At 61.8% G+C, this 13,919-nt stretch carries 10 protein-coding genes; 7 read left to right on the top strand and 3 right to left on the bottom strand.

Going from position 1 to position 13,919, the window contains the following annotated elements; translation table 11 throughout:
- Positions 1 to 295: 295 nt before the first annotated feature.
- The gene (locus Q0D52_RS04305; protein WP_294380392.1) at positions 296 to 1,264 is read left to right on the top strand and encodes a helix-turn-helix transcriptional regulator; all 969 of its coding nucleotides are present in this window, start codon (positions 296 to 298) and stop codon (positions 1,262 to 1,264) included.
- Here Q0D52_RS04305 and dinB read toward each other — a convergent pair.
- Positions 1,255 to 2,553 (bottom strand): DNA polymerase IV, encoded by a 1,299-nt coding sequence (gene dinB, locus Q0D52_RS04310; RefSeq protein ID WP_294380395.1) that lies wholly within the window; start codon positions 2,551 to 2,553, stop codon positions 1,255 to 1,257. The two genes, Q0D52_RS04305 and dinB, sit on opposite strands and share 10 nt — an antisense overlap.
- Before the next feature lie 107 nt (positions 2,554 to 2,660).
- On the opposite strand from dinB, the gene Q0D52_RS04315 reads away from it, so the two are divergent.
- The gene (locus Q0D52_RS04315; RefSeq protein WP_294380431.1) at positions 2,661 to 3,779 is read left to right on the top strand and encodes an aminotransferase class I/II-fold pyridoxal phosphate-dependent enzyme; all 1,119 of its coding nucleotides are present in this window, start codon (positions 2,661 to 2,663) and stop codon (positions 3,777 to 3,779) included.
- A gap of 93 nt (positions 3,780 to 3,872) precedes the next feature.
- On the opposite strand, the gene Q0D52_RS04320 is transcribed toward Q0D52_RS04315, so the two are convergent.
- Together Q0D52_RS04320 and Q0D52_RS04325 are read right to left on the bottom strand one after the other, a co-directional pair.
- The gene (locus tag Q0D52_RS04320; RefSeq protein ID WP_294380397.1) at positions 3,873 to 6,488 is read right to left on the bottom strand and encodes a heavy metal translocating P-type ATPase; all 2,616 of its coding nucleotides are present in this window, start codon (positions 6,486 to 6,488) and stop codon (positions 3,873 to 3,875) included.
- Between the two features lie 20 nt (positions 6,489 to 6,508).
- Entirely contained in the window at positions 6,509 to 6,841 is a 333-nt protein-coding gene (locus tag Q0D52_RS04325; RefSeq protein WP_294362429.1) for a metal-sensing transcriptional repressor, read from the bottom strand.
- Between the two features lie 450 nt (positions 6,842 to 7,291).
- On the opposite strand from Q0D52_RS04325, the gene Q0D52_RS04330 reads away from it, so the two are divergent.
- From Q0D52_RS04330 to Q0D52_RS04350, 5 genes are all read left to right on the top strand, one after another.
- Positions 7,292 to 7,576: a metalloregulator ArsR/SmtB family transcription factor gene (locus Q0D52_RS04330; RefSeq protein ID WP_294380433.1), complete on the top strand. Its 285-nt coding sequence runs from the start codon at positions 7,292 to 7,294 to the stop codon at positions 7,574 to 7,576.
- 54 nt (positions 7,577 to 7,630) lie between these two features.
- Positions 7,631 to 7,849: a cation transporter gene (locus tag Q0D52_RS04335; RefSeq protein ID WP_294162730.1), complete on the top strand. Its 219-nt coding sequence runs from the start codon at positions 7,631 to 7,633 to the stop codon at positions 7,847 to 7,849.
- 39 nt (positions 7,850 to 7,888) lie between these two features.
- Positions 7,889 to 9,808 carry a heavy metal translocating P-type ATPase gene (locus tag Q0D52_RS04340; RefSeq protein WP_294380398.1) on the top strand — a complete coding sequence of 640 codons (1,920 nt, stop codon included), beginning with the start codon at positions 7,889 to 7,891 and terminating at the stop codon, positions 9,806 to 9,808.
- A gap of 118 nt (positions 9,809 to 9,926) precedes the next feature.
- The gene (locus tag Q0D52_RS04345) at positions 9,927 to 12,098 is read left to right on the top strand and encodes a UvrD-helicase domain-containing protein (RefSeq protein WP_294380400.1); all 2,172 of its coding nucleotides are present in this window, start codon (positions 9,927 to 9,929) and stop codon (positions 12,096 to 12,098) included.
- Between the two features lie 20 nt (positions 12,099 to 12,118).
- Positions 12,119 to 13,903: an ABC transporter ATP-binding protein gene (locus tag Q0D52_RS04350; protein ID WP_294380402.1), complete on the top strand. Its 1,785-nt coding sequence runs from the start codon at positions 12,119 to 12,121 to the stop codon at positions 13,901 to 13,903.
- Positions 13,904 to 13,919: the final 16 nt, after the last annotated feature.

Genomic DNA, 13,919 nt, shown 5'->3' on the forward strand with positions numbered 1-13,919 from the left:
ATGCACCCCCCCCCTTTCATGGAGTTCCGGACCCCCGTCCGGTGTAGCGTTGTCGCAACTTGCGCGCCCTGCTTGGCTCAGTTCGCTTAGGTTGCGAGCGACTTGCGCCCGTCTTGTTCGGGCTGACCACATCATTGCCAGGTTTAGGCATATACCGCCAGAGGAAACGTGGGTATAGACGTAGGTATAAACCGGGTATATATGCCTTTCATCAGGCGTTTCCTTGTTTGGGAGATTTAGCGTATACTGAGCTCGCTCAGACTGGGACCCATAACCAAAATGAAAGCGATGTGCTGTGGATTCAAGCATGTTCCTGTTTTATTACTCGATCGCCATGCAGGTGTGCGCGATTTTGACCTCGGCATGCTGCCTGGCCTCCTATTTGGTTTCGCGCAACAAAGTCCAACTGTACTGCTTCGTGGGCTTTTTCATGTATTACTGCGACTGCTTGCTGGTATTCCGCGACGATTACGTGATGGCCTCATCACCGGCGGTGTCCCATGAGGCGTTCTTCATCGGGGATCCGGCTTTTTCCATCATCTTCGGCTGCGCTACGCTCATGTCGTTTTGGTTGATGGTATGCGCGTACGTGGAAGAGGATTCCATTGTAGTGAGGTTCGGTCCCGCGTACCTGTTCGTCGGGGCCAGCCTTGGTGTGACGCTGCTGCTTCCGCAAGGGTATGTGCACATGTTCGTGTTCTATTCCCTGCGCGAGGTGTTCATCGCCTGGATACTGTTTTTCGCGGCATTCAAATACATCACTACCGATGACGAGCAGCAACGGCTTCGATTGAGCCGCTTCCCAAAATTCTACGTGCTGCTTTGGGTGTTGCTGTTAGCCGTGGTCGCCGAGAACGTTTTCCTCTTGCTGATGGTCGGACCTGGGCACATCGATGTCCCCTTAGGCTTCTTCCCGGAACGTAACTTCGCCGAGAACCTGCTCGCCTTGGTCTGCGAGTTCGTGGCGCTACGCTCTTCGTTGACGTATCTTTCCGTGCGCCACAGCGAACCTCCCACGCAAGGAGGCGAGCAGGTGGAAACGTATATCGATCACAACTTGGTTCCGTACGCGGCATCCCATAAGCTCACGCCCCGCGAAACCGAGATCTTGCGCCTGGTGCTGCTGGGCAAAGACAACCAGAACATCGCAGCAGAGCTGTCGCTCGCACCGGGAACCGTGAAGGTACATGTTCACAATATCCTGAAGAAAGCGCAAAAGGCGAACAGGCAAGAGCTCATCCAGGATTACTGGGATTACTTGTAATCAGCGGGATTCTTGGCGGCAGTGCCGGTGGTGTTGCCGGCATTGCGCAACTCGTGACCAAAGCGGACCGCCCCTTCCCCGAAGCGATCTTTCACCAGGTCGGTTGCCGCAAGCAAACCGCGTCGCTTCGATTCGTCTTGGATGCGCGGCGTTGCATCGCCTTTGATCGGGGCGACCTGCTTCACATCGAAGAGGCTCTCTTGCACGCCTTCCGATTCGGAAAACCCGGAGACGGACACCCCGATAAGGCGCACCGAGACGCCAGGTTCCCAAAGCTCGCCAAGCATGCCGCACAGCTCGGGGGCGAACAGCAGCTCATCGTCGGTCGGCCGGGGAAGCCTGCGCTGGACCGATCGGCTTGACCTGTCGGGATACCGAAGGCGCAGGCCGATGGTCGATCCACACAAGCCTTTGGCTCGCAGCCGTCTGCCCACTTTCGCCGCTTGTGTGCTGATGGCCGCCTCGATATCCTCGCGCATGCGAAGGTCGTTTGCGAACGTGACCTCGTTCGATACCGATTTCACCGGCGCATGCTGTTGAATGGGAGAGTCATCTAGGCCGCAGGCGCGCATGTACATGACGCGCCCGTTCTTCCCGAACAGACGCTCAAGGCGCGCCGGACCCTCGCACACCAGCTGCCCAAGCGTTTCCACCCCATGGCTTTTGAGCCGTTGCTCGGCGGCGGCGCCGATACCGCTCATGCTGCGCACGGGAAGCGGATCGAGAAACGTGCGCTCGGTCCCCGGGTAGACGACGGTGAGGCCGCGAGGCTTGTCCATATCGGAGGCGATCTTCGCAACCGTCTTGGAGGTTCCCACGCCTACCGAGCACGTGACGCCGAGCTGCTCGACCCGCTGCTGGATGCGCCGCGCCACGGCAACGGGGTGCTCCCTGTTGGTTCGCGTGGGGGTGACGTCAAGGAAGGCCTCATCGATGCTGACTTGCTGCACGAGCGGCGTCTCGTCGTTCAAGATGGACATAACCTGGTTGCTGACCTGCTTATACCGGTCGAACCTGCCCGCGGCCCAGATGGCCTGCGGACAAAGCTTGCGCGCCGTTACCGCGGGCATGGCCGAATGGACGCCGAACTCGCGCGCTTCATAGGAGGCCGTGGATACCACGCCGTGCTTGTCGGCGCTTCCCCCGACGATGACGGGCTTGCCGCGCCATCCGGGATGGTCGAGCTGCTCGACGGAGGCGAAGAACGCGTCAAGGTCGACCAGCAGGATTGCCGGCCCTTCCCATGCCTCCAAAGGCAGCACGCCCTCATGTTCGCTCGAATCGATCATGCGTTCCAGTTTACCACGGTGCGCGGAGCGCGAAACGCTGTGCTACTATATGCGTTCGGCTTTATCGCGATATCGGGCAGCAACGCAAGGAGGGCGCTTTGGACGATGTGAACGGACGCCTTCGCACCACCGGGTGGGGCGCCCTCGCTCCCGCACCGGCAGCTCCCGATATGCTGCCCGATTCTGAAGTCGCCATCATCGAATGGCTTGATTTCTCGCAGACGCTCAACCCGCTCGGCATGCCCGAAGCGTTCGGCCCGGCACTGAACCTCTTGACCAGAAACCCCATCACGCCCGAAGAGGAGCATGCGGCGCAAGCCCAGATTCCCGTGCTATTGGCGAAAAGGTACGGCGTGAGCCCTGATTGCGTGGCAGTAGGCGCTTCCGCAACCGATGCGCTAGCAGCCGTGGCGAACTCCTTCGAACCGCGCACCGTTGCCGTTCCCGTGCCCTCGCGCGCCGCTTACGAGCGATGCCTGGGGACCGCCGGGCATCGTATCGTGGAGATACCCGGCCCCGACGGGTTCGTGGTTCCCGAGCCGCAGGCGGTCCATCGCATGGGCCTGACCTTCGACGCGGCCATGCTCGCCAACCCCGCCTTCCCCACCAGCCGGCTGCTGGCTCGGCAGACGCTGCTCGATTACCTGCAAGCCTGCACATGGGTGATTGTGGATGAGCGCGGGATAGACCTGACGCTTGGCGGCGAATCTGCGGCGAGCATGCTTGCCGAGCACTCGAACCTCATCGTCATCCGGTCGCTTACCGACACGTTCTCGTTGCCCGGCATGCCCCTATCGTGCGCATTGGCGCACCCAGCCGTGGCCGCCCGCATTTCGCAGCTGATCAAGCGCCCGGCATCCGCCGCGTTGAGCGCTCGCCTGCTGAAGCTGGCAGCGCCCGATCATCACCTTGAGCAGGCGCGCGAGGTGCTTGAGACCGAGATACCCTGGATGCAGTGCATGTTGAGCTTGGTCCCCGGTATCAGCATCTATCCGGCTGAGGCGAATTACGTGATGTGCTCGTTCGCCCCAGGGCGTTCCATGCATCTAGGAGCCGCCGATACCCCCGACCTGGTGCGCAAGCTGCAAAGGCGGGGCTTCCCGGTTCGCACGCTCGACCGCACGCCCGGCGTTGCGCCCGGCAGCCATTTTTGCGTGAGCGTGCGCACCAGGTCGGACAACGAACGGTTCATCGCCGTTTTGCGGCAGATCGTCGCGGGACGCTGATACGTCGAACGCAAGCGGCGCCGCCGGCGCACCGGAACGCAAAACCCGATGCAACGGCGGCGCCGCAGCTTTTCCGAACGCGAAATGATCGGCCTACTCGATGCCCTTCACCTCGTAACCGGCGTCGACGACCGCATCTACGAGCGCGGCATCCTCCACCGCGTCGGTGAGCTTCGCAACAGCCGTGCCTGCATCAAGGTCGACGACGGCCTCCGACACGCCCTCGACCCCCTCGAGCGCCTTCTTCACATGGGCGACGCAATGCGGGCACATCATTCCCTCGACGGTAAGCTTCTTTTCCATGATGACCTCCTCATCTGCGGGCGCACCCGCATCGATTGCCTGGATATCCTGCTCGAATACGCTTGTATCCGCAGCTTCCTCATTCGGTTCCCCTTGCTTTGCAACCAGCTGCTGCGCCGCACCCGAGCAGAAGCGGGGCTTCCACGAACGCAGACGCAGCGCATTCGAGACGACGCATACGCTCGAGCAGCTCATAGCTGCCGCTGCGATCATGGGATTGAGCGTGAAACCCGCGAACGAGAACACGCCGGCAGCCACCGGGATACACACCGCATTGTAGATCAAGGCCCAGAACAGGTTCTGCTTGATGTTGCGCAGCGTGGAGCGCGACAGCTGGATGGCGGCGGGCACGTCCAGAACGTCGGAGCGCATGAGCACCACATCGGCGCTCTCGATGGCGATATCGGTGCCAGCACCGATGGCGATGCCCACATCGGCGCGCGCAAGCGCCGGGGCATCGTTGATGCCGTCGCCGACCATGGTGACGCGGCCTTGCTCGGACAGGCGGCGGATCTCGCGCTCCTTATCCTGCGGGAGCACCCCGGCTATCACCTCATCGACGCCGACCTGACGCTGGATAGCCTGCGCCGTTCGCTCGTTATCGCCCGTGAGCATGACGGTTCGCAGCCCCATGGCGCGCAGCTCCTCGATAGCCGCAGCGCTCGAAGGCTTGACGGTATCGGCGACGGCGACAAGACCGCACACCTTGCCCGAGCAGGCGAAATACAAGGGCGTTTTCCCCTGGTCTGCAAGCTCTTGGGCGCGCGATTCGAGCGCGGAGATGTCCACCCCCGCCTGCTGCATGAGCCTGGCATTGCCCGCCAGCGCGCAAGCCCCGCCAACGTTTGCGCGCACGCCGCCGCCGGCAACCTGCTCGAACGCCTCGACCGGTTGCACCTGCGCACCGGCGGCTTCGGCCCATGCCGCAACGGCCTGCGCAAGCGGATGCTCGCTGCGCTGCTCGATGGAAAGCGCAAGGCTTGCGAGCCCCTGTTCGCCCGCACCGCCTGCGCGCACGACATCGGTGACCACGGGTTTGCCGGTGGTAATCGTGCCCGTCTTGTCGAACACGACCGTCTTGACGTCGTGGGCCACCTCGAGCGCTTCGGCCGACTTCACCAAGATGCCGCTGGCGGCCCCGCGGCCGGTACCCACCATGATAGCCGTAGGCGTCGCAAGGCCGAGCGCGCAAGGACAGCTGATCACAAGCACGGAGATGGCATGCGTGAGCGCAGTGGACACATCGGCGGACAGGACCATCCAAACGGCGAACGCAGCGATGGCGATGACGATGACGACGGGGACGAACACGCCCGCGATCTTGTCCGCGATCTTCTCGATGGGAGCCTTTGTGGAGGTTGCCTCATCGACAAGGCGGATGATGCCCGCAAGCGTGGTGTCGGCGCCTACGCGGTCCGCCCGCATGACGAACCACCCGGACTTGTTCAGGGTTGCTCCCGTGACGGCGTCGCCGGCATGCTTGCCGACCGGCACGCTTTCGCCGGTGATGACCGACTCGTCCACCACGCCGTCGCCTTCGATGACGATGCCGTCGACGGGCACGCTCTGACCAGCTTTGACCACGAGCATATCGCCGACGCGCACCTGTTCGACCGGCACCTGCTCAACGCCGCCGTCCGGCGTGCGGCGCGCAGCTTCCTTCGGCGTCAAATCCATAAGCTTGGTGATGGCGTCGGTGGTCTTGCCCTTCGCCCGCGCCTCGAAGTACTTGCCGAGCGTGATGAGCGTCAAGATCATGGCAGCGGATTCGAAATACAGGTCCATAGCGGCCGCATGCGCGAAATCGATATCCCCGTGTCCCATGCCCCAACCGATGCGGTAGATGGCCGCGATGCCGTATATGGTGGATGCGGCGGAGCCGAGCGCGATGAGCGAATCCATGTTCGGGGCGCCATGGGCAAGCGTCTTGAAGCCCACGTGGAAGAACTTGAAGTTCACGAAGATGACGGGCAGCAACAGCAGGAACTGGGTGAATGCGAACGTGAGCATGTTCTCATGACCAAGAAACACCCCGGGCAGCGGCCAGCCGAACATGTGACCCATCGACAGATAGAACAACGGGATGGTGAAGCTGAAGCTCACGATGAGGCGCATGCGCACCCGCTTCGCTTCAGCGGCGGAATCGTTCACCGGTCGAGCAGGCAGCTGCGCGCCGCTAGGCGCAGAACCCGCCTCAGGCCGCGGATATGCACCGTAGCCCGCTTTCTCGACTGCCGCGGAAATGGCGGCTAAGGTGGAATCTTCGCCGTCGAAATCCACTTCCATGCTGTTCTTCAGCAGGTTCACCATCACCGAGGCGACGCCCGGGACGTTTGCCGCGGCCTTCTCGACACGCGCCGAGCATGCGGCGCATGTCATGCCGGTCACGTCGAATGTACGTTTCATGTTTACCCTTCTTCCGGCGCTTACCGCGCGAATTTCTTAATGAGCTGCATGGCTTCATCGATGATCTGCGTATTGCCCTTCTCGATTTGCTCGACCACGCAGGTTTCCAGGTGATTTTGCAGCAAGATGGCGGAAATGCTGTGCACGGCGCTTTCGGCGGCGGAGAGCTGCATGAGCACGTCGCCGCAATAACGATTGTCGTCGATCATCGTTTTCACGCCGTTGAGCTGGCCTATCACGCGGTTCAGGCGTTTTTGCAGGTCTTCTTGCATCTGCACGCTGCGAGGCGTTGCCTTATGGTGGCAACAGCAAGCCTTTTGCGCACCCTGGCTTGCGGGCGAATCTTCGCTCATGAAGCATCCTTCCAATCGGAGCGGACCAAGGGGACATGCAGCGACTCGCATATACCCCCATAGGGCATGTATATCATGCTCAGTATATGCCCCCAAGGGGTATAGTCAAGCAAAAGGTTTACGTTATGAAACTTAATACGCAACGTGAACGCAGGTCGGTTTTGCGAAATCGCAAAACCAGTTGACAAGCATGCGCTGCAGACTATACTTATGAACAGTTGCTCATATGTTTAGCAGTTAGCTGAAAGGATCGCAACCATGGCAAACGAGGAGATGTCCGCGTCCACGTTGCACTCGAGGCAAAGCGGCGCAGCAGCAGCCGACCAGCCATCGATCATGGAAACCGAACATCGGTGCGCCCCCGCTGACGCCCTGCCAACCCAAAAATCGCAGACCGACGATTGCCCCTGCGGATGCAACCGCCAGGAAACGCAGCAACGCTTCGATACCATGCCCGACGAGGAGCTGCTCTACGATTTGGCGGACCTGTTCAAGGTGTTCGCCGATACCACGCGCATCAAAATACTGTTCGCCCTGATGGCACGCGCCATGTCCGTAAGCGAGCTTGCCGAGGCCATCGGCGCCACGCAATCTGCGGTATCCCATCAGCTACGCCAGCTCAAGCAAGCTCACCTGGTGAAGTTCCAGCGCGACGGCAAATCCGTCATCTATTCCCTATCGGACGACCACGTGTACACCATGCTTGCGCAAGGCATGACCCATATCTGCGAATAGCCGGGCACGCGCCCGAAACCATTCGCCCTCATCCACTAAACGAAAGGAACCATCATGCGTAAGACGTTCAAACTCGACGAGCTCGACTGCGCCAACTGCGGAGCGAAGATCGAGGCGGGAATCAAGCAGATCGAAGGCGTGAACGACGCCAAGGTCACCTTCATGACCCAGAAGCTTATGATCGACGCCGATGACGCCCGCTTCGAGCAGATCGTCGACGAGGCTCAAAAGGTCGCCCACAAGTTCGAGCCCGACTGCGACATCGTTCGTTAACAAAGCCGGGCGCGACGCCGCCGAGAAAGAATCACGACCATGAACAAAAAGCAACGAAAGTGGCGCAACCGCATCTTGGTGGCGCTGGCCTTGTTCGCCATCATCTTCGTCGGCGAACACCTGTTGCCGCTCGCCGACCTGCTCGGAAGCGAAGCGGCTGCGGTCTATCTCCTGTTCGCCTTGTACCTGGTTCCCTATCTGATCGCCGGACACGATGTGCTGCTCCGCGCTGCCAGCAACATCAAAAACGGCCAGGTGTTCGACGAGAACCTGCTCATGGCCATCGCCACGATCGGCGCATTCGCCATGATCGCGTTCCCCGACGCGGAGCCTTCGATGGCCGAAGGTTGCGCGGTAATGCTGTTTTACCAGGTCGGCGAGCTGTTCCAAAGCTATGCCGTGGGCAAATCGCGCAAATCCATCGCATCCATGATGGATATCGCCCCCGATTACGCCAACATCGAGCGCAACGGCGAGCTTGTGCAAGTAGACCCCGCAGAAGTGGCCATCGGCGACGTCATCGTGGTGAAGCCCGGCGAACGCGTGCCCATCGACGGCACCGTCATCGAAGGCGCAAGTCAGCTTGACACTGCGGCACTTACCGGCGAATCCGTTCCGCGCCACGTGGAAGCCGGCATGGACGTCATCAGCGGCTGCGTGAACATGACTGGCCTTCTGCGCGTCCGCACGGAAAAGCCCTTCGGCGAGTCCACGGTCAGCCGCATCCTGGAGCTCGTGGAAAACGCAGCGGAGAAGAAGGCTCGCACCGAGAACTTCATCACCCGCTTCGCCCGCTACTACACCCCCACCGTCACAGGGCTTGCCCTGCTGCTTGCCATCGTGCCGCCGCTTGTGGGCATGGGCGCCTGGAGCGATTGGATCTTGCGCGGCCTCACGTTCCTGGTGGTCAGCTGCCCGTGCGCGCTGGTCATCAGCGTGCCGCTGTCCTTCTTCGGCGGCATCGGCGGCGCGAGCAAGCTGGGAGTGTTGGTCAAAGGCAGCAACTATCTCGAGGCGCTTGCCAAGGTGGATACCGTGGTGTTCGACAAAACCGGCACGCTGACCAACGGCACCTTCAACGTGGTGGCGGTTCACGCCGAAAAGGATGTGGACCCCGACTACCTGCTAAGCTATGCGGCGCATGCGGAATCCTATTCGGACCACCCCATCGCGCTGTCGGTCAAGGAAGCCTATTCCGGCAAGATCGATCAGGAACGCATCCATGACGTGCGCGAGGAAGCGGGCCATGGCGTGGCCGCCGTGATCGACGAACATGTGGTGCTGGTCGGCAACGACAAGCTCATGAACGCCAACGGCACGAGCTATCATGATTGCGAACTGACCGGCACCATCCTGCACGTCTCCATCGATGGCGGCTACGCCGGGCACATCGTCATCGCCGATGTGGTGAAAGACGACGCCGCCGAGGCCATCAAGCGCCTCCACGACGCAGGCGTGCGCAAAACGGTCATGCTCACCGGCGACCGCGCCGAAGTCGCGCAAGCCGTTTCCAAGCAGCTGGGCATCGACGAGTTCCACGCACAGCTGCTGCCTGCCGACAAGGTCGCCCAGGTCGAGCGCCTGCTGGCCGAGCAGAAAGATGGCGAGAACCTGGCATTCGTGGGCGACGGCATCAACGACGCCCCGGTGCTCACCCGCGCCGACGTGGGCATCGCCATGGGAGCGATGGGCTCGGACGCCGCCATCGAGGCCGCCGACGTGGTGCTCATGGACGACAAGCCCTCCAACATCTCGCGCGCCATCCGCCTGGCACGGCGCACCATGCGCATCGTGTGGCAAAACATCGTGTTCGCATTGGGCGTGAAGCTGGCCGTGCTCGTGCTTGCCGCAGTCGGCATCGCGAACATGTGGCTGGCGGTGTTCGCCGACGTGGGCGTGGCGATCCTTGCCATCCTCAACGCCATGCGCTGCATGAACGTGAAGGGGCTGCGCAAGTAGCCGCCCAATCCAGTGCTTTCGCATTACCTAATTATGGAGAGGCCGCCCGCATTCGGGCGGCCTCTTCTTGCTTGCGCTAAACTGGAATGCCGAAATTTCGAGCGAAGGGTGGGCAGCTGTGGCCGACAACATGCAGGATAACGTCAACGAAACCGCGTCCGACCAGGCAGGTGACCCGGTCTTCCAGCAAGAACAGGACCACCTGTCCGACACGTACGCCAAGCTTGAGGCTATAGCGAAAACCCTGTCGGAGAAGATGGAACGACGCCGCTGGCAGGCCGCCAAGGATAAAGACGACATGCAGGGCGAAGTGAAGCACAACTTCGCCAGCGACGGCGAGGCGCAGGAGACCTACGTCGACTACGCCGTGCTCAACAACCTCATCCGCGACTACAACCTTGAGCAGGATGCCGACAGCGAGCGCCTGGCCGCGGCCGCAAAGCTGCTCGAACAGCCCTACTTCGCCAAGATCAGCCTGGAGATGCGCGCCGGCGCCCCGGCGAAGGACATCTACATCGGCCTTGCCGGCGTTGCCGACGAGAACTACCGCCGCATGGTGGTCGACTGGCGCAGCCCCGTGGCCGAGGTGTACTACAACCAGGAAAACGGCGCCACCTCCTACGAGGCGAACGGCCGCACCATCAAAGTCAACCTGCTCAACCGCCGTCAGTTCGACATCGAGGGCAAAACGCTTCACGCATATTTCGACTCCGATGTGGCCATCGAGGACTCGCTACTGCTGCAATCGCTTTCCGCGCAGCGCTCCGAGCACATGAAGGCCATCACCGCCACCATCCAAAAAGAGCAGAACCTCATCATCCGCCACGAGGACGTACCGGCATTGCTGGTCGCCGGCATCGCGGGCAGCGGCAAGACCAGCGTTCTGCTGCAGCGCATCGCGTACCTGTTCTACCGCAACCGCGGCTCGCTCGACCCGCGTCAGGTCTTTTTGATCAGCCCCAACCCGGTGTTCGCGAAATACATCGAGAACGTGTTGCCCGATCTAGGCGAACGCAATCCTGAAACCATCACCTACCACGACCTGTGCGCGCGCCTGCTGCCCGCCGGCCGCAACCCGCAGGACAAGGAAAGCCCGCTTGAGCTGCTGTGGCGAATCGACAAGGCCGTCGAGGGCCTTCGCTTCGAGTTGGCCGATTTGCGCGACATCAAGTTCTACGGAGTTCGTCTGGTCTCGGCCGGCGCCATCATGCAGCTGATGCAGAAGTACCCGAACGTACCCGCCGGTCCGCACCTGGTCACGCTGGTGCGCGAGGAGCTGTTCAACCGCCTAGACGCCCGTCTGAAGCAGATGGCCGCCACCGAAACGGTGCAGGACGAGCTGCTATGCCTGTCCCTTGACGAGCAGGTGCGCCTGTTCAACGCGCCGTACGACCCGCAAACCGAGCAGGAGGCGCGCGACTGCGCGCTCACGTACCTGCAGGAGCGCTTCGCTGGTGCGGTGCTTGCCATCGAGCGCGACGAGTGGCTGCGCATCGACCGCATCGGCATGCGCCTGCTCGGCGTGGAGAACCTGCCCGTCAGCGCGTGGCTGTACCTGAACATGGCCGTCACAGGACTGGGCAACCCCGATGCGCGCTACGTCATGATCGACGAGGTGCAGGACTACACGCCCGACCAGCTTGCCGTCATGGCGCGCTTCTTCCGCCGCGCGCACTTCATGCTGCTCGGCGACCCCCATCAGGCCATCCGTCCGGAAACGGCATCGTATGAGCAGATCCGCGAGGTGTTTTTGCGCCTGCGCGGCTCCATCGAGGATTGCCACCTTTTGACCAGCTATCGCTCCACACCCGAGATCACAGCGCTGTTCGCGGGGCTTCTGCCCGAAAACGAGCGCATGCAGATCTCGGCCGTGCAGCGCGCCGACGAGCCGCCTGCGCTGATCGCCTGCCCCACCGAGGAAGACTACGAGCAGAACCTGCGCCGCGTGATTCGCGAGGCATCCGACAACGATGGGCTCACCGCCGTAGTGGTGCCGTGGAAAAGCCAGCTCAAGCGCCTGCAGAAACTGCTCGGCGACGACACGCCGCAGATCATCGGCCAGGATAGGCGCCTGCCGTCCTCCGGCGTGCTGGCGCTCACGCTGCCGTTGGCGAAGGGATTGGAATTCGACCACGTCATCATCCCCGACGCCGGCGCCGGCCTGTTCCCCGAGAACGACCACGTGGCTCAAAACCGCCTGTACACCACGATAAGCCGCGCAACCCGCACCATCACCATCCTGTCCAACGGGCCGCTCACCCCGCTGCTGGATTTTGCGAACCAGAACTGATACGCACCTGAAGGAGCCTCATGGCAAAGAACCGATCGACTACCACCCGCCGCACCCTGCACTATTACTGGCTGGTCACCCGCAAACACTTCGGCCTGTTCGCCGCCCTTATGGCGTCGACGTTCCTGTTCGTGGCCCTGCTGTCCTACGGCAACCCGTACGTGATGAGCCTGGTGGTCGACCGCGTGAGCGCCGGAAGCGTGGAAGCCGACCAGGTGTTTACGGTCTACGGCCCCTACATCGTAGCGCTCATCGCCATCAACGTGCTTGGGCAAGCCGCCAGCAAGCTGCAGGATTACACCATGTACAAGCTGGAGATCGCGGCGGCCTACGACCTTGCCACCATGAGCTTCGACGCACTGTGCAACCAGTCTATGAGCTTCCATTCGAACCGATTCGGCGGCACGCTCGTAAGCCAAACGAGCAAGCTCATGAGCGCCTACCAGCTGCTGCTCGAAACCATCACCTTCCCGTTTCTGCCGGTCATCTGCTCGGTGATATTCACGTGCGCCATCCTGGCGCCCCGCGTGCCGATATACGTTGCCATCCTTATGGCCCTGCTGGTCGTATACGCTTGCGTGTCCTACTACATGTACAAGCGCATCCTATCGCTTAACGAGAAGGCGGCCAGCGCGCAAAACCAGCTGTCTGGCGAGCTTTCCGATTCGGTGGCGAACATCCTTGCAGTGAAGACCTCGGGGCGCGAGGACTATGAGCGCGCGCTGTTCGACCAGGCCAACCGCCAGGTGGTGGAACGCGACAGCAAGCGCATGTGGGCCAGTTTGACACGCGGCATCATCACCGCATGCATCACCGTGGTCATCATGAGCGTGGTAGCGGTCTTCATCGCCGGCGGCAACGCCTGGTACGGCATCAGCGCCGGCACGCTTGTGATGATGTTCACCTACACCTACACCGTCACGAACCAGTTCAACTTCATCAACAACGGCCTGCAGCGCTTCAACCGGGCGTTCGGCGATGCCAGCGGCATGACGCAAACCCTTGACGAGCCTCGCCTGGTGGCGGACCTTCCCGGTGCGCCTGACATGGTGGTGCGCGACGGCGCCATCGATTTCGAGGGAATCGGCTTCCACTACACCGACGGCAATGTGAAAACCACGGTGTTCGAGGACTTCAACCTGCATATCCCCGCAGGTCAACGAGTTGGCTTGGTGGGCTTGAGCGGTGCCGGCAAAACCACTCTGACAAAGCTGCTGCTGCGCTTGTCCGATATCCAAGACGGCCGAATCCTCATCGACGGGCAGAACATCGCCAAGTGCACGCAGCAGAGCCTTCGCCGCTCAATCGCCTACGTGCCCCAGGAGGCGCTGCTGTTCCATCGCAGCATCGCCGAGAACATCGCCTACGGCCGCCCCGACGCCACCATGAAGCAGATTCGCCAGGCAGCAGCCCAGGCCAACGCGCTGGAGTTCATCGAGAACCTGCCGGAAGGCTTCGACACCATCACGGGCGAGCGCGGCGTGAAACTCTCCGGCGGACAGCGCCAACGCGTCGCCATTGCCCGTGCGCTGCTGGCGGATTGCCCGGTGCTCGTGCTCGATGAGGCCACGAGTGCCCTCGACTCCGAGAGCGAAGCCCTTGTGCAGGATGCCCTGTCGACGCTCATGCGCGGCCGCACCTGCATCGTCGTGGCACATCGTTTGTCAACCGTGGCCAGCCTTGACAGGATCGTGGTCCTTGACAAGGGCATGGTGGTCGAAGACGGCCCGCACGCCGACCTGGTAGCCGCCAACGGCGAATACGCCAACCTCTGGAACTGCCAAACCGGCGCCTACCTGAAATAACGCCGTATCAGACGCT

The organism is uncultured Senegalimassilia sp. (assembly GCF_934630535.1).
GTDB lineage: Bacteria > Actinomycetota > Coriobacteriia > Coriobacteriales > Eggerthellaceae > Senegalimassilia.